We start from the raw sequence: 24,275 nt of genomic DNA on the forward strand, positions 1-24,275 counted from the left end.
CTGATTTTGACAGCTGCCCTATGAATGCTCGGAGGCGCGAACATTCCTCTTCGAACCGAAATCGCGATTCTCAGTGGCAGGGGCGAAGACGCGAATCGCCTTTTCGCGGATGCGGAAATGAGCGGGAGTCCATGTTGTCAAATCGCCGTCCGTATTCACCGCGCGCGGCTTGCTCGTCTTGACGATGACCTCCGTGGTGTGAAAGGCTCGCACATCATCCCATTTGCCATGGGTACCCTTGCGCAGGCTGGGCAGGAGCGCCAAGAGCCGCCACCAGTGGTCAACCTCAAGACTGTAGAAATCCAGGCGGCCATCGTCGGCCGTCGCTGTTTGCTCGACAGTCATCCCGCCGCCATAATGTCGGCCGTTGCCAACGGACACCTGCATCGTCCTGATCTCGTCCACCGACCCGTCATGCTCGACATAGGCGGTGAACAGCCGCGAGCGGGCCAGGAGCCGGGCAGCTACGATGGCGTAGCCCAGCTTTCCCCAGCGCTTTTTGGCTTTCTCGGTCAGTTCACCGGCCAGCTCCGCACTGAAGCCGATGCTGGCGACGTTGAAGAACAGGTGCCCATTGACCTCGCCGAGATCGATGGGTTGCGGCGCGGCTGACAGGATCAATCTGGCAGCGTCATGAGGGTCGGCCGGAATACCGATGGTACGGGCGAAATCATTGGCTGTTCCGAGTGGAAGAACGCCAAGCGGAAGGCCGGTGTCGACGAGACCCGCTGCGGCCGAGTTCAACGTACCGTCTCCGCCGCCAATGATCACCAGGTCACAGGCATCGCGCATGCGGGAGATGACATTGGATAGGGTTTCGCCATCTGTGGGTGCGGCATCGACAAGTGTCAGTCCACCGGACTCAAGCATCTCGCGGACGGGTGCGATCGGTCTCTTGCCGCTGCGGGCATTGGGATTGACAATGAGGAGCGCGCGCTTGTGTAACGTTCCAGTCATCGGCCCACCTTTTTCCGTTGCGTGCTGAAAAATCATCGAGCTTCGCAGGTGGGTGCGTGATTGTGGCAATACAAGGAACGGCAATCTGCGTAGTTCTTCATCATGCCGTTGAGTATGGCCTTGGGGCGATCGCATGACGGAACCTGGCTAATACAGCACAATCGGAGGGATTTTTGTGTAAGATCAAAAGGGCGGAGGGTCTGCTGGGAGGCGGATATGAACGAAGCTCAAGAAGAAGAACAGCAACCTGGCGGTGAAACTTCGACGAAATGGTCTGCACCCCCATTTCCCGCGACATCGGCCGAATACATCACCGTACTGGCGCACTACCACCGCGCCGAGATGGGTCGCATGGCGGGTTGGCGCGACAGGATTGACCGGACAACCAACTGGGCTATCACAGGCGTGGCAGCGATGCTGTCACTGTCTTTATCGACACCGACGTCGCATCATGGCGTGCTGTTATTCGCCATGGTTCTGGTGCAATTACTGCTCCTCATCGAGGCACGCCGTTATCGGTTCTTCGACGTTTACCGCGGAAGGGTACGCCGGCTGGAGAAGAATTATTTTGCCCAAATAATGGCGCCATTGCCAAATCCGGATAGCGGCTGGGCGCGACCGCTCGGCCAAGATTTGCGCAGGCCGCAATTCTTGATCTCGACACGGGCGGCAATGGCGCGGCGGCTGCGGCGCAACTATCTGTGGATGTTCCTGATCCTGCTTCTGGCCTGGGTGCTGAAAATCTCGACGCCCAAGCTGCAGGATGGCGAGGTTGAGCGCGACGTCGCACATTCACTTCAGGAGATAGTTGCCAACGCTGCATTCGGACCGATACCAGGCTGGACCATACTGCTCTTGGTGATCGCTTTTTACTGCTGGCTCGCCTACGCCGCGCTGCTCATTGGTGACCCGGACGAGAAGCAGCACGGCGAAGTTCATGTTTGATGCGCTGGGTATTGATACTGCCCATTAAACACCCATCGCGATGAAGGCAGAAAACTCGTTCAAGAACGTCAGACAGAGCAGGCACAGCGACGCCAGGAATGCCTCGTTCCGGTTTGCCTTCGGCGGCGGTCGCAGCATTGCGCCGTTGCCGTTGCCGTTGCCATTATTGCCCTTCGCGCCCGCCGATCCGTACTGCTGGGAAAAGACCACCGCCTCGGTCCGGTTCGTCGCATTGAGTTTTCGCATGATGTGCGAGATGTGCACCTTGATCGTATTCTCCGACAGATCCAGCTCGCTGGCGATGATCTTGTTGGGAAGACCGCGCCGCAAGGTTGCCAGGACCTGCCTCTCGCGCTCGGTGAAGCCAATCATGGCTGTATCGGCGGTATCGAGTGATTCATCCCCTCTGGCGTTGGCTGGCAATGACAGCGGACCGGTGTTCTCGGCTGACACCGAATTCGAACACTCACCATCGTCGATGAGCACCGAGCGCGGATAGTAGGCACCGCCCGCGAGGATCAGGCGAATGGCAGCGAGGACAACTTCAACAGGAGCGGTATTGGTCGTGTAGCCCCTTACGCCCAATCTGGAAACCTCTGAAACAATCGCATCGGTTATCGATGTCTCGTCGAGTTGCGTCAGGAGCATAAGCGATGTTTCGGGTCGCAATTGATGGATGTAGGCAAGATTGACCGCCACCCATGCATCGGTCATGCAACAGTTTTCAATATTGATAACGGCAAGATTGATGTGCTTCTCGATTATCCCGACCAGTTCGTCTGATGTTGCGATGTCGTGAATGACGACGTCAGGTAGCTCCCCCCGGAGAATGCGGATCAGACAACTTCGCGACAAGGTTTGGCAATCGATGACGACAATGGAAATATGTTCGCTGGCATTGTGAATTTCATTGAAGCCGTGCACTTCGGCGGCGAATGACACTGACATTGTTTCCCCCTTACGCTTTTTGAACTACTCCTTACAAACTGCGAACGTTATGAATTTTTGTTAGTATTATAAGCAATTTAATGGCGATAAGCTACTTGCAGTTGTGCCGGCGCGAAAGTTTCGAAAGCGGGCGGTGATTCTGCTTGATCGCTAGACCAGCGTAAAATCAGCATGCACGATGGTTTCCTGGTCAACGAACGCTGTTTGCATGGCGTCGACATCGAGATCGATCTCGCCGTCCCGTTCCGTAATCCCCACAATCGCGGTCTCGTCGGCGTCGACAGTCTGGATGACATCAACACTCGTCTTGATGATATAACGCTCCTCGAGGTCGTCCTCGATGTCGATTTGAACGTGGACATCCTGATCGAGTTCGAGATCCTGGTTCACCTCGACGGTTCCGCCGGGTGGTCCGTCGCTGATCTCGATATCAATTGCCGTGTCCTGTTCTACTTCGACCGCGTCGCGCAAGAAAACATCCACATAGAGGACGCCGTCTTCGTCGTAGATATTGATATCGATCCAGATATCCTGATCGATGCGCATGTCCTGATCGATCAGTACAGAAAAGTGTCCGTCACCGTCGATGGTGAAGGCAATGTCCACGTCCTGGTCCATTACGAGGCTCTGGTCGATGTGCAGTCGAGCCACGACCTCACCGACATAGCCGCTGACGAAGATGCTGGCATCCTGTTCGACCGCCGCGAACTGTGTGACATTGATGGTGTGTGCGTCGTCCAGCGTGCTGGGCACGCCGGCAGCATCCGGGCTGGGACCGTCGGCGACCTGGCTGGATAGGGCGGCCGATGCCGCGCCCTCATTGTGTTCGAGTTCGCCCGTTGCGCCCCGGTAGGTGAACATGACGGGATTTCCCGCGAAGAAACTCTGATCCAGCGGTATGGAGATCTCGTGGACAGTATCAGTATCGCCGCGGGCTTCCGGAATATGCATGTTGGCAGGCGCTGGATCCCGGTTCGAAAACGTCTCGGGGTTCTCATCGGCGTGCTCTTCGACCTCAGGTAAATCTGCGGCCGGCGGCATTGCTTGCGGGACCACTTGAGGCGGAATATTGCCCGCGGGAGCGGGATCGCCGTCAAATTCTGCCGCCGGTCCGGGGATTTCATCCAGATGGAGTTCGATGAGCGGCAGCAGGTCGCGCGTGCCTTTGTCAGAGAAGAACATGCGGATTCTCCCCTTGCCTCAAGGAGTCCACCGCTGACACAGGCAACGCATATCCCACGTCCTCATGTCCGTTATGATAAGAATGGCGCAGATTGATCAAACGCACATTCATGTCTCAGTCCTCGCGAAAAGCTCGGTTGAAGCTGTCGAGCACGGGGCGAAACATATAGTGGGCGACGGTAAACTCCCCTGTTTTGATCATTACCTCGACCGGCATTCCGGGCATGATCTCCACTTCCGGCAGGTTGTGCAGCGACGCCTCGTCTATCCGGACCCGGGCGGTGTAGTAGGGTCGCTCCGTTTCCTTATCGACGAGACTATCGGCGGAGACATAGGTCAGGACGCCATCGACCGGAGGCACCCGGCGGTGCTTGTAGGAAAGGAGACGGACATGTGCCTCAAGGCCAGGGCGAACCAGGTCGATATCTTCCGGCTTGACGAGCGCCCGCACGATCAGCCGATCCTGACGCGGTACCAGATCGAGCAGAGGCTCGCCGGCCGCAACCACGCCGCCGGGTGTGTGAATACGCAGATCCGTGATGGTTCCGGCCTCCGGCGCACGAACGACGGTCCGGTCGAGTATGTCGGTCGCAGCCTGGATGCGCTCGCCGAGTTGAGAAACCAGTGCCTGTGTTTCGCGCAGGCTCTGCGCAACTTCGCTATTGTGGTCGCTCTCCAGCTTGAAAATCATTGCCTGGGATTCGCCGATGGACTGCCCCGCGCGTGAGATCTGGGATTGCAAGTCGCCCATTCGACCGTCGATCTCAGCCTGCTCGCGTTTCAGCTTTAGCAGACGCACTTTCGTTTGCAGGCCTTTGGCGACCAGGGGTTCCACGCCAGCGACTTCCTCCTTGATGATCGACGCCCGTTCCCTGGCTGCTGCTGCCTGAAACTCTAGCCCAGCGATTTCCTGTTCCGTTTGTGCCTTGCGCTGCTGAACGACATCGATCTGCGATTTCTGAAGGTTGCGACGTGCATCGAAGATCTTGATCTGTCCTCCCATGATTTCCGCGAGTTTTCGATCGTTCTTGGCCGCAGGACCAGAGCGTGGCGGAAACTGGATCGTCGCACGACCATCGCGTTCGGCCAGTAACCTGGCCTCCAGCGCCTGTGCTTCCCAAAGCTGCATCTGGAGTGCCAGCACGTTGGCCTGGGCTCGCATGTCATCGAGACGAATGAGCGGTTGCCCGGCGGTAACCTCATCACCGTCATTCACCAGAATGCGTCCAACGATTCCACCTTCCAGATGCTGTATGGTTTTACGGCTTGTCTCGGCCTCGATCGCCCCACCCGCGATAGCGGCACTCTCCAACGGCGCATATGCAGCCCAAGTGCCAAACCCGATGATAAATATGCCGACGATCGCGAAAGCACTGAGAGCAAGGGGGCGCAGATGGTCGTACGGCGTCCCGCTTGGCTTTGGTCTGGCTACCGCGCGCCGAGGTGCGGTTTGCGCGCCGGCACCGCTCGCAAATGAGCCGACCGCGAAGAAAGCGCTTTTCGAACGGTCGAGCGTGTCATTTGCCGCTGGCAACGCAAGCGCGCGATGGCGTGCAAAACCTCGCCCTTTTGCAAATGCGCTCAGCCTCAAGTGTAACTCTGCCGTAACAATTGCGAGGCTGCGCTTGACAGCACTGCTCGTGCCTGCCGCAAATGTGTGAATGGCAGAAAAGACCTGTGTAATGAATCGCCGCACGGGATCGAGCAGCTTCGAGTGCAGCTCTGCGATGGTAGCTGCAACGCCCTGTTTAATAATAATACCGGCGCGCCTGGCGAGGCGGAGCATCCGATAAAGGGGTCTCATGCGCGGCTTTGCCACGACAGCTGCAAGGTGCTGCACCATAGCTTGGTTGGAAGTGTTCATGGCGCATTCCCTCCGGATGTCTCCCTGACGACGGAACCAGTCGCTGTGGTTTCTGAGGATTCTGAACTAGCCTTGCTGCCTAAACGTCTGACGCTCCTCGCAGCAGCGGTGATCCGCGGCCGCCTCACTGGAATGCTGGTGCGCCCGTTCCTGATCTTTTCAGCGATTTCCCGACGATTGCCGAACGCATTGATCGTGCCATTGTCGAGGACCAGAACCTTGTCAGCCATGTTGAGAATGCTAAGGCGCTGGGCGATGACAATGATGGTGGATCCCCGCCCCCGCATCTCCTGGATGGCCTCCCGCAAGGCGTCTTCCCCCTCGGCATCAAGGCTGGCATTGGGTTCGTCCAGCACAAGCAGGCGGGGATGACCGAAGAACGCCCGCGCAAGCCCAAGGCGCTGCCGTAAGCCTCCGGACAGTCGCATGCCTCCGTCACCAATGTTGGTTTCGTACGCCATGGGAAGCCGCATGATCATGTCGTGCATTCCCACCATGGAGGCTGCTGCAATCACCTCGTCCGCATTCGCTTCCTGCAAGCGGGAGATGTTCTCCCGGACAGTACCGCCAATCAGTTCGATATCCTGGGGAAGATAGCCGAAATGGCGGTGACCGCCGGAGGCCAGCCAAATAGCGACGTCCGCACCGTCAAGGCGCACATGTCCTGCTGTGGGAGCGATCGTGCCGGCGATAAGGCGTCCGAGTGTCGACTTTCCGGCGCCCGATGCACCAACCACGCCAAGGACTTCCCCGGGATTGATCACCAAAGTCAGACGGCGCAAAGCCGGAGCTTCTGCGCCAGCGGGCATGAACGTCAACTGCTCGATTGATAGTTGTCCATTGGGGCGCGGCAGTTGCATCGTCTTACGATGCTTCGGAGCGGCCGCCAGTATCTTTCTGAGGCGGTCATAGCTCAGACGCGCACTCGTCACCGCCTTCCATGTGTTGATTGCGCCTTCGACCGGGCCCAGCGATCGGCCAAGAAGGATCGAAGTCGCAAAGATCGCTGCGGGACTGATATCGTGCAGGATTACAAGCCAGGCCGCACAGGCCATGACGATGACTTGGGCGAGAAGCCGGATGAAACGTGCGATCGCCTGGATAACAGTACCGCGCGCGGCGGCAGCCAGCTGTGCCTCCTTGGCTCGGGTCTGTTCGTCGTGCAGAAGACGGGCCACACCCGGGAGCATTCCCATAGCGCTGATGACCTCGACATTGCGGAGCAGCGATCCGAACCGGTGCTGGCTCTCTACCCAGGCGGCGCTCGAACGGGCAAAAAGCTTTCGCGTCACCATCTCGTTAAGCAGAGCCAGTGCGATCAAAATGACCGATGCCCCAAGGCCAATCGCACCAAGGAGCGGATGTACCAGGATCATCGCCAGGATGAAAATCGGTGTCCAGGGAAGGTCGAACAAGGCAGTGCAAGCAGTCCCGGCAAAGAAGCTCCGAAGGCCGCCGATATCGCGCCAGGCTTGCGCCGCGGCTGCTGAATCACTGCGCAGGGCCGATTGGACAGCTGCGATGAGAACCGGAGCCTGCAGCCGGTCGTCAAGCCAGGAGCCGATCCGGTTGAGCATGGAACGCCGCAGCGCATCCAGAATCGCGTTCACCGCCAGCGCCAGAATGACGATCAGCGTCAGCATTATCAGCGTGTCCAGACTACGGCTCGAGAGGACATGATCATAAATTTGCAGAAGGTAAAGCGGTACCGTGAGAGCCAGAAGGTTCACAAAGAAGCTGAGCACAAACACCATCAGCAATGAAGGTTTGCAAAGATCGAATGCGCGTTCAATTTCGGTCGTTGCGCGGGTTTTCATCCAAGAGAGAGCCATGGCCGAAGTGTCCCCATATGGGTTGAACAAGTTGGAGAGCGTCCACAGCGGCGCAGCTCCACGTTCCCCCTAGTTCGTCGACAGCATGCACCAGCGCCCGGAAGCTGTCCGGGCGCTGCGTTTCTGCGAGCAATCAAGCGATGTCGAAATCGAAATCGATGTCGATATCGGCGTTCTGTTCGCCCCATTGATCCTGATCGACGTTTACTTCGACGTCCTGTTCCTGATCAACGTCCACGTCATTGTCGTTGGCTTGGTCAACTTCGTTGTCCGTGTCGTTATCATTGTCGGCGTCGCCATCGGCGTCGGCGTCTGCATCGGCGTCTGCATCTGCGTCGCTGTCATCATCAGCATCGGCATCGGCATCCGCGTCGGCATCTGCATCATTGTCGGTGTCTGCGTCTTGATCGGAGTCATTGTCGATATCCGAGTCATTGTTGTTGTCGATGCCGACATCAGAGTCCTGATCGGTATCGACGTCCACGTCCTGGTCCTGATCTTGATCGAGGTCCTGGTCGATGTCTGCCACGATGTCTATGTCAAAATCATTGTCTTCAAAATCGTCCATATGCTTACACTCCCACGTTAGAGGAAAGCCGCCCCATTGATCCAACATTGAGAGCGGACCGATGGTCATGACGCTGATTCACGCCCCAACTCACCCATCGATGCGCTGAGCATGTCCGTTTGAGGTGGTGGAAAATAGCTGCCAATTGGCATTCGACCGAACCGGCAATGCCCCGTGCTGCTTGGCTTATCTAAATGGGTGAGAGCTAACCGGAACAGGTGTACCGCTTTGGGTAGTGCAAACGGGGAAATGTGCGCGGGACATATACGCGTGAAGCAAGCGGGATCCCAGCTTGCTTGGTTTACTCAGTAATATCAGGCTATTAGATCGCTCAGATCGACGATTACATCTACATCGCTGTCAATGGTGGCGGCTTCATCGAGATCGACACCCAGTCTGGTGATATCTTCGCCCTCGTCCAGATCGACGATGCCTGCGACCAGCGTCGCGACCAGCGAGGCAATATCGACATCGACCTCTGCGTCGAGATCATCGCGGATTTCTACGTCGACATCGATATTATCATCGCTTTCAGTGTCCTGGTTGATCGAGGCATCAACACTGTCTTCGTCGTCATCGTCCACATCGACATCCAAATCGCTCTCGATTTCAATGTCATCTTCCACATCTATGTCTATTTCGACGAGAATGGCGCCATTATCCCCTTTGCTGACCTCGATATCCACGTCGATTCTATGGTCAACCTCTGGTCTTTGATCAGCGCCGATGCTGATATCCCTTCCGCCCGAGTCGCCTGTTTCCGCGTCTACATCCGCGTCCTGATCCATTTCCCCGTCCTGGTCGACTTCTGTATCGAGCCTGACTTCGACGGGTTGCGTGCCAATGATCTGCACGTCCGTGTCCACATCGTCGTCAATTTCGGAGTCTTGGTCCAAGTCGATTTCAAGATCGTCTTGGTCGACATCTTGCAGGTCGTCGTCATCAGGTTCCATCGTGTGTCTCCATTGCGTAGCCGCCGGCTAGCCCCGGTGACCTAGAGTCCCATTTTTTGAAGACCAAGCATAGACGCCAAGTCGGGCGATGCGTCCGGGGTAAGGGGTGCGCCGAACCAGCCCTCGGAGTTAACCCAGCGGTAGGTCAAATCGCGTTTTACACATTGGCATGACCGGATAAGCCTAATCCCTATGTGTGCGACCACCCAAAGGAAAATTCGCGCCGGTCAAGTGAGGCGCGGAATTCTCAATTCCGCCCTCAGGCCGCCCTTCACATCATTTTCCAGCGTGATATCGCCGCCGCAGCGCCTGGCAATATTGCGCGCTATCGTCAGACCGAGACCGAAACCGCCCGTCTGCCGGTTGCGCGAGGTCTCAACCCTGCGAAACGGCTGAAAGACCTCGTCGAGCTTGGCTTGCGGGATGCCGGGGCCTTCATCCCTGATCGTCAGCAGAATGTCACTTCCGCTTTGGGCAAGGCTGACATGCGCCTTGGTGCCATAGGTCACCGCATTCTCCACCAGATTGGTCACACACCGTCGCAGTGCGATCGGACGGCCAATGCAAATCATTCCACGCGATACCAGACTGGCCTTGTCGAATGAAACCTGCGGATAATTGTCTGCTATCGAATCGACCAGCGACCAGAAGTCGATCTTCTCCTGCTCCTCATCGACGATCTCATAGGTGGCGAAATCTATGACCGACCTTGAAATGGCTTCAATATCGTTCAGATCATGCATGAGCGACTGACGCAGTTGCGATTTCCGCAAGAGTTCGAGCCGCAGGCGAATACGCGTCAGCGGCGTTCGCAGATCATGCGCCAGCGCTGCCGCGAGTTGCTCTCGGTCTGCCACATATTCCCGCAATTGCGTTTGCATGGCAGCCGCGAATTGTCAGTATGAGTTTCGGTGCGCGCGAATCATCTTCCATCTTTCGGCGAAGGCGGCTGATAAGAATGTCGATACTGCGATCATAGCCGTAAGCGGCGTTGCTGCCCGCCAGTTCCTGCAGTTGGTCGCGACTGAGCACGCGTTGCGCGCTCTTGACCAGCGTTTCCAGAAGATTGAACTCGGCCGTCGTCAACTCGACGCGGACTGCATCGGGAGAAACCAGCCTTCGCCGCGAGCAGTCCATGGTCCACCCGGCAAACTTGTAGACTTGCGGTTCAATGCGCCTGTCAGGTCCCGATGGATCGAGCCGGCGTAAAACCGCCCTCACCCGTGCCAGCAATTCCCTCGGATCAAACGGCTTGGAGACATAGTCATCCGCGCCCATTTCAAGACCGACCACCCGGTCGGTCGTCTCGGTGATGGCAGTCAACATGATGATCGGTATGCGCGAGTGCATCCTGATGTCCCGGCAGATCTCCATACCGCTCTTGCCCGGCAGCATCACATCCAAAATCAGAAGGTCGATCGGCGTGCGGGAAAGCACGTCCTGCATTTCTTCACTGTCTCTTGCTACGGAGACACGCATTCCGCGCTTTTTCAAAAACTCGTGTAGGAGATCGCGAATGGCCTCGTCGTCATCTACAATCAGAATGTGGGCTTCGGATTTCATGCTCATTTCCTGGCAGAGATCTTTGACGCTTGGTCTTCGCGCGTAATTCAACTCCTTGTTTTTACGCATGATCCCACTTGGAAAGCCACGCAATTTTTTGGGATCGCCGGCCAGAAACATTCCAGAAACAAAACACCACAGAGCAGAAAGACTGACGCAACAGTCATGCCCGATAAAGAGCGTGTCGACGCGAGTTGACTGGTTGAAACAGGATTTCTTCGTAGCTCAAAATGGCACTTCTGCGGAACATATCGACCATTTCGACAATCGTCCTGACCGGCGCTGTGATCCTCACCGCATCGATCGACCGGTCAATCGCCGATGAGACGCCGACCCGCACGGAACTGTGCGGTAAACTTCAGCTACAGACCCAACACGCAATCAACGAACACGCAGAGGCAAAACGGGCGGCCAAGGCGAAAGCACTTCAAAAGCAGGCAACACGATTCTGCGCAGGCAACAAGCAGGCGCAGGGCATACGAGCGTACGCCCAGGCATTGAAGCTGCTTGGTGTGCAGCCGATCACAGACTGATCGACTGCGTCCCCGAAGCCCACATCAAAAGGAAACTGACCATGAAGAAGTCCCTCTACACAGCTCTCGGCCTCGCCGTTGCCCTCGCTGTATCGGCTCCGGTTCTCAGCTCAGCTGCAAGCGCCGCGCCTGCCGCAACAACTGCTGCTCCGACGAAAACTGTCAAGAAGGTCGCGCATAAGCATCATGTGAAGCCGGTGCATAAGACCGCCGCCAAGAAGGCTGTAAAGAAGCCAGCTGCCGCGGAATAAGTTTCTGACATAATAATATTTCTATAGTGTTCCAACTATACCGGTTATGGAGAACCATGACCGGTATAGTTATTTTCTCCAGGCCTTCCGGGGTCCATTTATCCCGTCACAAGTTTTGTTATCCAAATCAAGCTTCCCGTCGTAGAATCGCAGAGGTGATTCTCCTGCCACGCATGGATTGAGGAATCCAGGGCCGGCGAAGCATCGTAGCGAAACCGGTTTATGGAGAATCGACTATGGGCGGTGAAAGTCTTCTTATTTTCCTCTTGGTGGGATTGATTGCTGGCTGGCTCGCGAGCCAGCTCGTTCGCGGTGGCGGGTTCGGCCTTGTCGGCGACCTGATTGTCGGCGTCATCGGTGCATTCATTGCGGGATATCTGTTCCCACGGCTTGGTATTTCGCTGGGGAGCGGCATTATCGGGGCCATCATTGCCGCAACGATCGGAGCAATCATCCTCCTCTTTGTCCTTCGCGCCGTTAAACGAGCCTGACTTCAGTCAGTCAGTTCAAAAAAACAAAGCCTCCGAACCAGCAAGGTTCGGAGGCTTTTTCTTTGCCTCGCAGCAAGGTGCGGATCAGGTGTGACCGAGTTGCGGTTCTGCACCGGCATCGGGCACCGGCGTTTTCGCTGTCTCCGTCTTCGCATCCTTCTTGGAAATGAAGGTGTAGAACATCGGAACAACGAAGAGCGTGAAGATCGTACCGACAAGGATGCCGGAGAAAATCACCAGGCCGATCGAGTAACGAGCCGCTGCACCGGCACCCGACGCCGTGATCAACGGGATAACGCCGAGTGCCATGGCTGCCGTCGTCATGAGAATCGGACGCAGCCGGGTCTTCGCCGCCAGAATGATCGCGTCGTGCCTGGAGATACCGTGCAACTCACGCTGCTGATTGGCGAACTCTACCATCAGAATGCCGTGCTTGGTAATCAATCCGACCAGCGTGATAAGTCCCACCTGCGTGTAGATATTGAGTGTACCAAGCCCGAGATTCAGCGGAACAATTGCACCAAAGATCGACAGCGGAACCGACATCATGATGATGAACGGATCGCGGAAGCTTTCGAACTGCGCCGCCAGCACCAGGTAGATCACGACCACGGCCAGGAAGAAGGCAATAAGGATCGTGCTTCCCTGCTCGACTTCCAGACGCGATTGCCCGGAATAATCCATGAAGAACCCATCCGGCATCAACGGCTTGGCCGTATCGATGACCGTCTGGAGACCCTGGCCCGTGGTGACACCCGGCAATGGCAATGCCGAAATGGTCGCCGAGTTCAACTGGTTGAACTGCTCGATGGCGGCGGGCGATGCATTTTCGGTGATCTTGATGACCGCCGACAAGGGCACCATGTCGCCGGAGGCACTCTTGACGAAATACTGACCTAGATTTTCCGGATTGGACCTGTAGTCCTGGGGTACCTGCGGAATAATGTCGTAGCTGTTCGAATCTCGATCGAATTTCGAGATTTTACCACCACCGACCAATAGCCCAAGCGTCTGGCCAATATCGCTGACAGGTACGCCCAACGCCGAGGCACGATCGCGATCGATCGTGACCGTGACTTGCGGCGCATTGAACGACAGCGAGTTCTGCACGATGATGAACTGCCCCGAGGCTTGCGCCTTGTTCTTGATCTCCTCGGCAACTTCGAACACCTTGTCGGCCGGACCAGTCGACTGGATAATGATTGAAATCGGCAGACCGCCACCGGTGCCTGGCAAGTCAGGCGGCGCAAAGATGAAGGCTTCGGCACCAGCAATCGGGCTGATCATGCCTTGCAATTCTTCCTTGAGCTGTGCCTGCGACTTGGTGCGCTCTGACCAATCCTTGAATACCCAGATGGCGAAAGCGGAATTCGTCGCGCCGAAGCCCAGGATATTGAAGCGTGTTTTCAACTCCGGCAGGTCCTTGGTCAAGGCATCGATCTGGTCCGCGTAAAGCTTGGTATATTGCGATGTCGCATATTGGGGACCATTGACGATGGCAAACAATGCGCCCGAATCTTCTTCCGGAGCGAGTTCGGAGTTGGTCTTGGTAAACAGGAAGCCGGTCAAGGCGACAAGCGCGATAACAATGAACAAGGTCACGAACCGAAAGTTCAGCGAGCCCGCAACGCGCCGTTCATAAACGCCCTCCAGCCAGCCAAAGCTCCGGTCGACAATCCGCTGGAACCGGCTGTGACCACTCGCCCGCAGCAGCAGCGCGCACATCATCGGCGAGACGGTCAAAGCCGCCACGCCAGAGATGATGACGGCACCGGCAAGCGTGAACGCGAATTCACGGAACAGCGAGCCAGTGAGGCCGCCTGTAAATCCGAGGGGTGCGAACACAGCCGCAAGCGTGACAGTCATCGCCACGATCGGTCCGGTGATTTCCCTCATGCCTTTTAACGCGGCATCGATCGGTCTCAGCCCCTCCTCAATATGACGATGGATATTCTCCAGAACCACGATCGCGTCGTCGACGACGAGACCAATGGCCAGAACCATCGCCAGAAGCGAGAGCAGATTGATCGAATAACCGAGCAGGAACAGGAAGAAGCATACGCCGATCAGGGAGATCGGGATGGTGACGACCGGAATGATGACCGAGCGGAAAGATCCAAGGAAGAGAAGGATCACGGCAACAACGATCAGCACCGCCTCGCCGATGGTCTTGAACACTTCCTCAATCGATGAGCTGATTTGCTCGGTCGAGTCATAGACCATATAAAGCTGCATGCCTTCGGGCAGGCTTGCCTGAATCAAGGGCAATTCCTTGCGAACGGCTGCTGTCATATCGATCGGATTGGCGGCAGGTGTCGGGAAAATACCAAGGAACGTACCGCTGGCTCCATTGAAGCTGACGATTGTATCCTTGCTCACGGCCCCCAGCTCTACCCGTGCCACATCGCGTAGACGGATGATATTGTCACCGTCGGACTTGATTGGCATCGCGCCAAAGGCTTCAGGCGTCTGCAATGTCGTCTTCAACGTGATCGGAGAAGCGGTGTAAAGATTTTCGATCTTGCCCGGAGCCGACAGGAAGTTCGACTGGTTGATCGCCGTCAATACTTCCGACGCAGTCGTCTTGCGGGCGGCGAGTTTGATAGGATCAATCCACACGCGCATGGAGAACACCTGTCCACCCAGAATCTGCGCGTCGGCGACGCCCTGGATCGTCGACATGCGCGGCTGGATGACGCGTTCCAGATATTCGGTGATCTGCTCACTCGTCATGTTGGGGTTTTGCACGGCCAGATACATGGTCGCGAAATCCTGACCGGTACCCTTGGTAATGACAGGGTCATCAGCTTCGTCGGGCAGGTCGCCGCGCACCTGATTGACCTTGGAGATTACCTCGGTCAACGCCGCGTCCGGGTTGGCGCCAAGCTTCATCTGGACCGTCACCGTGCTCGATGACGGAGCAGAAGACGACGTCACGTAGTCGATGTTTTCAGTGGTGGTCACAGCCTTTGCGATCGGAGCAGAGATAAATCCCTGCATCAGGTCAGCGCTGGCGCCGGCATAGGCGGTTTTGATGGTGATGACCGTTTCTTCGACTTTCGGATATTGGCGAACGGAAAGGTTCACCAACCCTTGAGCACCGAGCAGAATGATCATCAAAGCGACAACCGTCGAGAGGACCGGACGGCGAATGAAGATTTCTGAAAAGTTCATTTCTTTGCCAGTCCTGCGTCTGTTGTCTTTGCTGGATTAACGTCATTGGCGATCTTGACTGCCGCGCCGGGGCTCAAACGGTTCTGACCCGCGGTAACAACGATATCGCCGTCCTTGACGCCTTTGGTTACCTCGACGAGGAGGCCGGAGCGGCGCCCCGGCGTGACGAAGACCTGCGCAACGACAAGCTTCTTTTCAGCGGCCGCGTCTGCAGGTTTTGCCGCATCCGCGGCGGTCGCGGCGCCTGTGGCCTGCCCACCTGCCGGCTTCGGCGCATCAGCTTTATCCTCTGCAGGACGAACAACATAAATGTAATCGCCGTACAGGCTTGAAACGAGCGCAGTTTGGGGCAGCGTATAGATATCGTCTTCCTTTGGAAGGGTGACACGAACCTGGGCAAACTGGCCCGGACGCAGTTTTCCTTCCGAATTGTCCACTTTCGCCCGAACCGAAACCAATCGCGTCGCCGGGTCGATCCTGGGTTCGATAGCCGTGATCTCACCTTTGAAGCTGGTATCATCATCCGTCAGGCCGAGCTTGATCGGCTGACCTATCTTGATTTGACTCAAGTTCTGCTCCGGAACCGTGAAGTCAACGCGCATCGTGGTAAGGTCCTGCAGGCTAACAACCACCGTGCCCGGTGCCAGATACTGACCGAGTTCGATGCGCGGAATACCGACGGTGCCCTTGAATGGCGCCTTCAACAGTTTCTGCTCCATGACGGCCTGTAATTTGGCAATCTCGGCCTTCTTGGCCAAAGATGCCGATTGCGCTTCATCGACGCTCGATACCGCGCCAACCCCTCTTGTATTAAGAGTGCGTGCGCGCTCCAGAGTCTGGTCCATCAACACATTCTGCGCCTGAGCCGCAACAATATCGGCTTTCTCGATAGCGTCGTCGAGCTGCAGGAGCGGTGCGCCCAGCTCGATGACCTGATTGGCCGTGAACGGAATCTCCTTGACGATGCCGGCAACTTCGACCGACAGCTCGACGCCCTGAATGGCGCTGACCGTACCTATGGCCTCCACTTCAGGAGTCCACGAGCTAGGTTTGACCGTGTAGGTTGAAACCGGTGCAGCTGGCTGCTGCATGGTCGCAAAGAAATCCTTGATTGCCTTATCCCGGAAGAGGTTGAAGCCAACCAACCCAACACCGATGAGAACGACGAATAGGAGAGCGATAACGGGGACAATATAGCGCTTTATCATCGGGGAACTGCTCCGGAACAAAACAATGGCCAGCAAAGTGGTCTGCCAGCCTATTTACGAGAATAAGATCACGTGGACTTGATTGCCACGCGCAAAGTACTGTACCGTCCGGACGGTAATGTCAATATGGGAATGGCACCTCCCTTAAATCGAAAGTTCTAGAATGACAGCGGACATCCTCTCTACAAAAGACAAGATCTTGCAGGCAGCAGCCGAAATCGCCAAGGAAGTGGGGCCTGTGCACCTTTCACTGGATGCGGTGGCGCGGCGAGCGGGTCTTTCAAAGGGAGGATTGCTTTATACGTTTCCGACCAAGGCCAAACTGCTTGAAGCGCTTGTAGAGCAGCACGTCGGCGAATTCGACGAATCACTTCGCGAGGAGGAGGCCAAGCGAAACCATGGCCCCGACAGCGTGGTACAAGCCTGTATAGAAGTCTACCGTGCGGAGTTCGTTTGCAACGAACCGGAACCCTCCGGTATTCTCGCGGCGATTGCCAACGATCCAGGTTTTATCGAGCCCATCCGCCGCTACAACAGGCAGTTGTGGCAGCGCATGAAGGAAAATTCCGAAGATCCGACCCTCGCACTTATCGCTTTCCTGACGATCGAAGGTCTTCGCACTTTGAAACTCTTTGAAATGGATGTGCCAAGCAGAGAAGAACAGATCGTCGCGATTGACCGGCTGAGAAGCCTGTTCGAGCCGGCCGACCCGCATAAGATATCCGAGCCGGTCAACGCGTAGAGGCATATCATTTATCGTCTGGTGCTCTAGCTACGCAAAGACAGGAATATCTCCCTGCGTCCAGGCCGCCTGCGTTTCTTCGGTGAAGGCGGTGTATCGCCCGGCTTCGATCGTGTCGCGAATGCCCTGCATCAATTGCTGGTAGTATGAAAGATTGTTCCATGTCAGCAGCATGCCGCCAAGTGCTTCACCTGATTTGACCAGATGGTGCAGATAGGCGCGGCTGTAATCCCGTGCAGCCGGACACGGCGATTCCTCATCCAACGGCCGGGGATCATCCGCGTGCCGGGCGTTGCGCAGATTGACCTTGCCCCGGCGCGTAAAAGCAAGGCCATGCCGCCCTGCCCGCGTTGGCATCACGCAATCGAACATGTCGATACCGCGCGCCACCGACTTCAGAATATCATCCGGCGTGCCGACGCCCATGAGATAGCGTGGCTTTTCAACGGGAAGTTCCGGACAGGTGATATCCAGCATTTCGAGCATGACGTCCTGCGGCTCGCCAACCGCCAGCCCGCCAACGGCATAACCCTTCAGATCCATGGCTTTCAGCGCCTGTGCCGAGCGGACACGCAGGTCCGCCACGTCACCGCCCTGCACGATGCCGAACATGGCCTTGCCGGGCTGATCGCCGAACGCAACCTTGCAGCGTTCTGCCCATCGCAGCGACAGTTCCATTGCCCGCTGGATATCCTTTGGAGTCGAAGGTAGCGCCACGCATTCGTCCAGCTGCATCTGGATATCGGAATCGAGCAATCCCTGGATCTCGATCGAGCGTTCCGGGCTCATCTCGTAGGCACGACCATCGATATGTGAACGGAACGTCACGCCCTTTTCGGTCAGCTTGCGCAACTGCGCCAGTGACATAACCTGAAAACCGCCGGAATCCGTCAGGATCGGCCCCTGCCAGCGGGAAAACTCATGCAACCCGCCAAGTTTCGCCACCCGTTCGGCGCTCGGCCGCAGCATCAGATGGTAGGTATTACCAAGGATGATATCGGCGCCAAGGTCGCGCACCTGGTCCATATACATCGCCTTGACAGTGCCGCCGGTCCCGACGGGCATGAATGCCGGTGTACGAACAGTGCCGCGCGGCATGGTGATTTCACCGCGCCTCGCCTTGCCATCGGTGGCAATCAGTTTGAATTCAAAATTTTCGCTTGTCATGATGCGGACCGCCATAACAGGCTTGCATCGCCATAGGAATAGAAGCGGTAGTGATTTTTGATCGCATGTTCATAGGCCGCATGCATGCGCTCGAATCCGCTGAAAGCCGAGACCAGCATGAACAGCGTCGAGCGTGGGAGGTGAAAATTCGTCATCAACATGTCGACAGCACGGAATTTGTAACCCGGCGTGATGAAAATATCCGTCGGCCCGGACCATGGCTGGATGACGCCATTTTCATCTGTCGCGCTTTCGAGCAGACGCAGCGACGTTGTTCCGACGGAAACGATGCGCCCGCCACGCGCCTTCACGGCGTTGAGCGCCTCGGCCGTGGGCTGATCCACCGTACCAATTTCCGCATGCATCTTGTGATCTGCCGTGTCATCGGCTTTGACAGGCAGAAACGTGCCTGCGCCGACATGCAAGGTAACGAAGTGCTCCTCGATCCCCCGCTCCCTTAAATCCTCCAGCAGCTCAGGCGTGAAATGCAGTCCCGCGGTCGGTGCGGCGACGGCACCCTCTTCCCTTGCATAGACGGTCTGGTAGTCCTCGCGATCGCGACTGTCGTCGGCGCGTTTCGAAGCAATGTAAGGCGGCAAGGGAATGTGGCCGACCGCGGCAATCGCCTGATCAAGATCGGCACCGCTGAAATCGAACACCAGCAATGCTTCGCCTGCCTCGCCCTTTTCGGCGACCGTCGCTTGCAGCGATCCGAGCAGGCAGGCATTGTTGCCGTGACCAAAATCGATGCGCTCACCCTGTTTGATACGTTTTGCCGGGCGCAGGAAGGCTTTCCAACGATCAGGACCTGCACGCATGTGCAAGGTCGCACTGATCTGGGCCTTTACACCTTCGCGTTCGCGAATACCTTCAAGTTGAGCCGGTATCACTTTGGTATCATTGAAAACCAAAGCATCTCCGGGACGAAGGAAATCGCCAAGGTTTCGAACGGAACTGTCGTCGAATTCGGACGTATTCGCCTTCACAAGCAAAAGCCGCGCTGAATCGCGCGGCTCTGCAGGTCTCAATGCGATGTTCTCTTCCGGCAGATCGAAATCGAAAAGATCAACACGCATAATGCATCAATTCGATCTTATTCGACGTCTGCTGCAACGCGCATGGTAACGATCGAATCCGGATCCTGAACCGGCTCGCCGCGCTTGATCTTGTCGACATTGTCCATGCCTTCGATAACCTGGCCCCATACCGTGTACTGGCGATTGAGGAAGGCAGCATCGTCGAAGCAGATGAAGAACTGCGAGTTGGCAGAATTGGGGCTCTGCGAGCGCGCCATCGAACAAGCGCCGCGGCCATGATTGGCATTGGAAAATTCAGCCTTGAGGTCCGGCTTTTCCGAACCGCCCATGCCGGCGCGAGCGGGATTGAACGAGCTGCCGCCCTTCTTTCCAAACTTGACGTCGCCGGTCTGTGCCATGAAGCCATCGATCACGCGGTGGAACACAACGCCATCATAAGCGCCCTCGCGTGCCAGTTCCTTGATCCGCTCAACATGTCCGGGAGCGAGGTCCGGATAGAGTTCGATAACGACGCTGCCCTTCGTGGTTTCAAGAAGGATGGTATTCTCTGGGTCTTTGTAAGCCATTTTCGGCAATCTCCTGTTTTATAATTACTTGGTCGAACCGACCGTGACCTTGATCATCTTGTCCGGGTTATCGACGGCACCATTATCGGTGTCCGAACCCTTCTTGATCTTGTCGACGACATCCATGCCGCTCGTGACCTTGCCAACGACTGTATATTGGCCGTTCAGGGAAGGATATTCGGTGAACATGATGAAGAACTGCGAGTTGGCAGAATTGGGATTCTGCGAACGGGCCATGCCGACGACACCGCGTACGAAAGGTTCTTTCGAGAATTCAGCGGGCAGATCAGGACGCGTAGAACCACCGGTTCCGGCGGCTTGCTGGTTGTAGCCCTTTTCCGTGTTGCCATACTGCACGTCACCGGTCTGGGCCATGAAACCTGGAATGACCCGGTGGAACACGACATTATTATATGCGCCTTCCTTGGCCAGTGCCTTGATCTGTTCGACGTGCTTCGGCGCAAGGTCGGGAAGCAACTCGACCTTGACGTCGCCATCCTTGAGCTTGATCGTCATGGTGTTCGCATCATCGGCTAGGACCGGGCTCAACGAAGCAAATGAAAGGGACGAAACGGCAGCAACAAGAAGCGCTGTGCGGAAAAAGGACATAAAAGTCTCCAAGATCAGGATTTGAATTTTGTCTTGAGCGCGTCGGCGACAAGAGCAGGGACAAAATGCCGGACGTCACCGCCCATGGCGGCAATCTGGCGAACCAATGTGGCAGTAATGGTGCGGACCGAGGGATCGGCCGGGAGAAATACCGTCTGTAACTCCGGCGCCATCTTGCCGTTCATGCCCGCCATCTGCATCTCATAGTCGAGATCCGTACCGTCACGCAAACCGCGAACCATCAGTGATGCCCCATATTTGCGCGCTGCATCGATCAACAGCCCGTCAAAGGCAATAACGTCGATCCTGGCGCTATCCTTGCCGAAAACATCGGCAGCGACGCGCTTGATCAGGTCGACGCGCTCTTCAAACGAAAATAAAGGGGCCTTGCCGGGATGAGTGCCGATAGCCACGAATACCTTGTCAGCAAGCCTGAGCGAGCCCTGCAAGACATCCATATGGCCATTGGTGATGGGATCAAATGATCCGGCATAGATCGCGATTGTCATGAGGGTTACCTAACCGTTTTGCCCGGCGCTTTCAATGGTCCGCAATTGATCAGATGAACGGGAGATGAACGCAGCAATCAGCGAGCATTCAGATGCGCACAGCTACATATGAGAAGAAAAGATGAAACTATTTGCAAATTGGCACGTTGCTAACCATGCAGACGCGAAAGATCGAAGGGACAGATTTATGTTTATTCTTCTGGCCATTGCCATGATGATCGCCATGATGGTTTCCGCATTTCTCATGCTTATCGAAGAAAACAAGAAGCGGAAAGCTCCGGTCAGAACTTCCCGCTTCGGTGTCTATCACCACCGTATCGATCTATGATCGCCTAACAAATTCGGCCCTAGATCTCTTCAGAGCCGTTCGTCGTATCTGGGGCTGCAGTCTCGCCTTCAATGGATGTTTCAGCTTCGACTTCATCGTTTTCGGTTTCCGAAATCCGCTCGACCGAAACAACCTTCTCGCCATCTGCCGTATTGAAAATGGTCACGCCCTTCGTCGAGCGCCCGGCAATGCGAATGCCGTTCACGGGCACGCGGATCAGCTGGCCGCGATCGGAGACCAGCAGTATCTGGTCCGAAGCTTCAACCGGGAACAATGACACTAGCTTGCCGATTTCATCGGTCTTCGACGTGTCGGTTGCGCGAATGCCCTTACCGCCGCGCCCCGAGACGCGGAACTCATAGGACGACGAGCGTTTACCGTAGCCATACTCGCTGACCGTAAGCACGGTCTCTTCGCGGTCGCGCAGCTCCGTATAACGCTCGGTTGAAAGGTCGGTCACATCCGTTGCTTCTTCGCCGACCAGGGCGATTTCTTCAACATCATCGGCACCCTGAGCCCGCCGCTCCGCTGCAGCTTGCTTGAGATAAGCCGAACGTTCCGCCGGACTTGCGTCGACGTGGTTGAGGATGGCCATCGAGATGATCCTGTCACCAGGCGCGAGGCTTATGCCGCGAACCCCGATCGAATTGCGGCCAACGAACACGCGCACATCTGTCACGGGGAAGCGGATGCACTGGCCGCCGGCGGCGGTCAATAGTACATCGTCGAACTCATCACAGGTGTCGACGCTGAGGATTTCATCGCCCTCCTCTTCCAGCTTCATCGCGATCTTGCCATTGCGATTGACCTGGACGAAATCGGACAGTTTGTTGCGGCGAACCGTTCCGCGTGTCGTGGCAAACATGACGTCGAGATTTGCCCAGCTTGCCTCGTCTTCCGGCAGCGGCATGATCGTGGTGATGCGCTCGCCCTGTTCGAGCGGCAGCATGTTGATCAGAGCCTTGCCGCGCGACTGCGGCGTTCCGATCGGCAGACGCCAGACCTTTTCCTTGTAGACGATGCCGCGCGACGAGAAGAACAGCATCGGCGTATGCGTGTTGGCGACGAACAGCCGCGTGACGAAATCCTCGTCCTTCATCGACACGCCCGAACGGCCCTTGCCGCCACGGCGCTGCGCCCGATAGGTCACCAAAGGCACCCGCTTGATATAACCGGCGTGGCTGACGGTCACCACCATGTCCTCGCGGGCGATGAGGTCTTCATCGTCCATGTCGGCGCCGCCATCTGTGAGCACCGTGCGGCGCGGTGTGCCGAACTCGTCGCGAATTGCAAGTAGCTCGTCCTTGACGAGCCCCATGATCCGCACGCGGGACGCCAGGATCTCAAGATAATCGGCGATCTCGACACCGATCTTGTTGAGCTCGTCAGCGATTTCATCGCGTCCAAGTGCGGTCAGGCGCTGCAGCCGCAGATCGAGAATGGCCCGCGCCTGCTCCTCGGAGAGGTTATAGGTGTTGTCGTCGTTGAGTGTGTGGCGCGGATCGGCGATCAAGGTGATCAGCGGCGCCACGTCATTGGCGGGCCAGCGGCGTTCCATCAACTGGTCGCGGGCCGTTGCCGGATCCGGCGCAAGGCGGATCAGCGCAATGATCTCATCAATATTGGCGACGGCGATGGCCAGGCCAACCAGGACGTGCGCGCGGTCACGCGCCTTGCGCAGCAGGAATTTCGTACGGCGGCTGACAACTTCCTCGCGAAAGCTGACAAAGGCACGCAAAATGTCGAGCAGATTGAGCAGCCCGGGCTTGCCGCCATTCAGCGCCACCATGTTGGCACCGAAGGAGGTCTGCAGTGGTGTGAAACGGTAAAGCTGATTGACGATGACATCGGCAACTGCGTCGCGCTTCAGCTCGACGACGACACGATAGCCGTCCCGGTCCGATTCATCGCGAATATCGGAAATGCCCTCGATGCGCTTTTCACGCACGAGATCGGCCATTTTCTCGATCATCGTCGCCTTGTTCACCTGATACGGAACCTCGGTGATGATAATGGCTTCGCGGTCACCGCGCATGCTTTCGATGGCGACCTTGCCGCGCATCAGGATCGAGCCGCGGCCCGTGCTATAAGCGGAATGAATGCCCGAGCGGCCAAGAACGAGGCCGCCTGTCGGGAAATCCGGCCCTGGAATGAATTCCATCATTTCCGGCAGTTCGATCGCCGGATTGTCGATCAGCGCGATACAACCATTGATGACTTCGGCGAGGTTGTGCGGCGGAACGTTCGTCGCCATGCCGACAGCGATACCGCCCGAACCATTGACCAGGAGATTGGGAAAGCGTGCCGGCAGGACCACTGGTTCCTGCTCGCGGCCGTCATAATTGTCCTGGAAATCGACTGTTTCCTTGTCGATGTCCTCGAGCAGCGATTCCGTTACCTTTTCCAGGCGGCATTCCGTGTATCGCATCGCGGCTGGGGAGTCGCCGTCGATTGAGCCGAAATTGCCCTGCCCGTCGACGAGCGGATCACGCAATGACCAGTCCTGCGCCATGCGGACAAGCGCGTCATAGATGGAGGCGTCACCATGCGGATGGTATTTACCCATCACCTCACCGACGACACCGGCAGACTTGCGGTAGGACCTGTTCCACGACAGGCCCATCTCGTTCATCGCATGCAGGATACGTCTATGCACGGGCTTCAGGCCGTCTCGCACGTCCGGCAGCGCACGACTGACGATCACGCTCATCGCATAATCGAGATAGGAACGCTGCATTTCCTCGATGATGGAAATCGGCTCGATACCGGAGATTGGTCCGGATTTATCGTCTTCAGGGCCGGGAGGTGGAGTTAGGTCAGACACGAGGCACTCATCTTTCGTATAGAA

Annotated in this window: 22 protein-coding genes and 1 pseudogene; 6 read left to right on the top strand and 17 right to left on the bottom strand. The window is 56.8% G+C overall.

The features are described from left to right. Positions 1–18 precede the first annotated feature (18 nt). Positions 19–957 carry a lipid kinase gene (locus tag BLM14_RS09325; protein WP_100001164.1) on the bottom strand — a complete coding sequence of 313 codons (939 nt, stop codon included), beginning with the start codon at positions 955–957 and terminating at the stop codon, positions 19–21. Positions 958–1,173: 216 nt separating this feature from the next. Between BLM14_RS09325 and BLM14_RS09330 the strand changes: the two genes are divergently transcribed. Continuing rightward, positions 1,174–1,902, top strand: a complete 729-nt coding sequence (locus BLM14_RS09330) for a DUF2270 domain-containing protein (RefSeq protein ID WP_099999111.1) — start codon at positions 1,174–1,176, stop codon at positions 1,900–1,902. A gap of 24 nt (positions 1,903–1,926) precedes the next feature. Here BLM14_RS09330 and BLM14_RS09335 read toward each other — a convergent pair whose 3' ends face one another. The 8 genes and pseudogenes from BLM14_RS09335 to BLM14_RS09370 form a co-directional block, all read right to left on the bottom strand. Further along, the gene (locus BLM14_RS09335) at positions 1,927–2,850 is read right to left on the bottom strand and encodes a helix-turn-helix transcriptional regulator (protein WP_099999112.1); all 924 of its coding nucleotides are present in this window, start codon (positions 2,848–2,850) and stop codon (positions 1,927–1,929) included. A gap of 150 nt (positions 2,851–3,000) precedes the next feature. Continuing rightward, the gene (locus tag BLM14_RS09340; RefSeq protein WP_099999113.1) at positions 3,001–4,032 is read right to left on the bottom strand and encodes a hypothetical protein; all 1,032 of its coding nucleotides are present in this window, start codon (positions 4,030–4,032) and stop codon (positions 3,001–3,003) included. Between the two features lie 115 nt (positions 4,033–4,147). Beyond that, positions 4,148–5,896, bottom strand: a complete 1,749-nt coding sequence (locus BLM14_RS09345; RefSeq protein ID WP_237143501.1) for an HlyD family type I secretion periplasmic adaptor subunit — start codon at positions 5,894–5,896, stop codon at positions 4,148–4,150. Then, entirely contained in the window at positions 5,893–7,728 is a 1,836-nt protein-coding gene (locus BLM14_RS09350) for a type I secretion system permease/ATPase (protein WP_099999114.1), read from the bottom strand. Before BLM14_RS09350 ends, BLM14_RS09345 begins: the two co-directional genes overlap by 4 nt. Before the next feature lie 133 nt (positions 7,729–7,861). Further along, the gene (locus BLM14_RS31000; protein WP_133123855.1) at positions 7,862–8,365 is read right to left on the bottom strand and encodes a hypothetical protein; all 504 of its coding nucleotides are present in this window, start codon (positions 8,363–8,365) and stop codon (positions 7,862–7,864) included. 245 nt (positions 8,366–8,610) lie between these two features. Next, positions 8,611–9,249 carry a hypothetical protein gene (locus tag BLM14_RS09360; RefSeq protein WP_099999116.1) on the bottom strand — a complete coding sequence of 213 codons (639 nt, stop codon included), beginning with the start codon at positions 9,247–9,249 and terminating at the stop codon, positions 8,611–8,613. Between the two features lie 227 nt (positions 9,250–9,476). Continuing rightward, a pseudogene (locus tag BLM14_RS09365) lies at positions 9,477–10,133 on the bottom strand (sensor histidine kinase); the annotation flags it as partial. Next, entirely contained in the window at positions 10,066–10,812 is a 747-nt protein-coding gene (locus BLM14_RS09370) for a response regulator (RefSeq protein WP_100001168.1), read from the bottom strand. The gene BLM14_RS09370 and the pseudogene BLM14_RS09365, both read right to left, overlap by 68 nt. A 230-nt stretch (positions 10,813–11,042) precedes the next feature. Here BLM14_RS09370 and BLM14_RS09375 point away from each other — a divergent pair, with 230 nt between their 5' ends. The 3 genes from BLM14_RS09375 to BLM14_RS09385 all read left to right on the top strand — a co-directional run bounded on the left by BLM14_RS09375 (position 11,043) and on the right by BLM14_RS09385 (position 12,087). Next, a complete protein-coding gene (locus tag BLM14_RS09375; RefSeq protein ID WP_099999118.1) occupies positions 11,043–11,345 on the top strand; it encodes a hypothetical protein in 303 nt (100 codons plus the stop codon). A gap of 41 nt (positions 11,346–11,386) precedes the next feature. Next, complete coding sequence (locus tag BLM14_RS09380) at positions 11,387–11,596, top strand: hypothetical protein (protein ID WP_099999119.1); 210 nt, start codon at positions 11,387–11,389, stop codon at positions 11,594–11,596. A gap of 236 nt (positions 11,597–11,832) precedes the next feature. Next, positions 11,833–12,087, top strand: coding sequence for a GlsB/YeaQ/YmgE family stress response membrane protein (locus BLM14_RS09385; RefSeq protein WP_099999120.1), 255 nt, complete (start codon positions 11,833–11,835; stop codon positions 12,085–12,087). Positions 12,088–12,171: 84 nt separating this feature from the next. On the opposite strand, the gene BLM14_RS09390 is transcribed toward BLM14_RS09385, so the two are convergent. Further along, on the bottom strand, positions 12,172–15,261 hold the full coding sequence (locus BLM14_RS09390; RefSeq protein WP_099999121.1) for an efflux RND transporter permease subunit: 3,090 nt from the start codon (positions 15,259–15,261) through the stop codon (positions 12,172–12,174). Then, entirely contained in the window at positions 15,258–16,469 is a 1,212-nt protein-coding gene (locus BLM14_RS09395) for an efflux RND transporter periplasmic adaptor subunit (RefSeq protein ID WP_099999122.1), read from the bottom strand. Before BLM14_RS09395 ends, BLM14_RS09390 begins: the two co-directional genes overlap by 4 nt. A gap of 163 nt (positions 16,470–16,632) precedes the next feature. Here BLM14_RS09395 and BLM14_RS09400 point away from each other — a divergent pair, with 163 nt between their 5' ends. After that, on the top strand, positions 16,633–17,211 hold the full coding sequence (locus BLM14_RS09400) for a TetR/AcrR family transcriptional regulator (protein ID WP_099999123.1): 579 nt from the start codon (positions 16,633–16,635) through the stop codon (positions 17,209–17,211). A 30-nt stretch (positions 17,212–17,241) separates the two neighbouring features. Here the strand turns inward: BLM14_RS09400 and tgt are convergent, their stop codons facing one another. Genes tgt through coaD form a run of 5 tightly spaced genes read right to left on the bottom strand, consistent with a single transcriptional unit; the run spans position 17,242 to position 21,099 of the window. Beyond that, on the bottom strand, positions 17,242–18,378 hold the full coding sequence (gene tgt, locus BLM14_RS09405; RefSeq protein WP_100001169.1) for a tRNA guanosine(34) transglycosylase Tgt: 1,137 nt from the start codon (positions 18,376–18,378) through the stop codon (positions 17,242–17,244). Then, positions 18,375–19,454, bottom strand: a complete 1,080-nt coding sequence (queA, locus tag BLM14_RS09410; protein ID WP_099999124.1) for a tRNA preQ1(34) S-adenosylmethionine ribosyltransferase-isomerase QueA — start codon at positions 19,452–19,454, stop codon at positions 18,375–18,377. Before queA ends, tgt begins: the two co-directional genes overlap by 4 nt. 17 nt (positions 19,455–19,471) lie before the next feature. Beyond that, positions 19,472–19,981 (bottom strand): peptidylprolyl isomerase, encoded by a 510-nt coding sequence (locus BLM14_RS09415; RefSeq protein WP_099999125.1) that lies wholly within the window; start codon positions 19,979–19,981, stop codon positions 19,472–19,474. 24 nt (positions 19,982–20,005) lie between these two features. Further along, positions 20,006–20,590, bottom strand: a complete 585-nt coding sequence (locus BLM14_RS09420; RefSeq protein WP_099999126.1) for a peptidylprolyl isomerase — start codon at positions 20,588–20,590, stop codon at positions 20,006–20,008. A gap of 14 nt (positions 20,591–20,604) precedes the next feature. After that, entirely contained in the window at positions 20,605–21,099 is a 495-nt protein-coding gene (gene coaD, locus BLM14_RS09425; RefSeq protein ID WP_099999127.1) for a pantetheine-phosphate adenylyltransferase, read from the bottom strand. Positions 21,100–21,286: 187 nt separating this feature from the next. On the opposite strand from coaD, the gene BLM14_RS09430 reads away from it, so the two are divergent. Further along, entirely contained in the window at positions 21,287–21,427 is a 141-nt protein-coding gene (locus tag BLM14_RS09430; protein ID WP_157929510.1) for a hypothetical protein, read from the top strand. A 19-nt stretch (positions 21,428–21,446) separates the two neighbouring features. Here the strand turns inward: BLM14_RS09430 and gyrA are convergent, their stop codons facing one another. Next, a complete protein-coding gene (gyrA, locus tag BLM14_RS09435; protein ID WP_100001171.1) occupies positions 21,447–24,164 on the bottom strand; it encodes a DNA gyrase subunit A in 2,718 nt (905 codons plus the stop codon). Between the last annotated feature and the right edge of the window lie 111 nt (positions 24,165–24,275).

The sequence above is a fragment of the Phyllobacterium zundukense genome (genome assembly GCF_002764115.1).
Lineage (GTDB): Bacteria > Pseudomonadota > Alphaproteobacteria > Rhizobiales > Rhizobiaceae > Phyllobacterium > Phyllobacterium zundukense.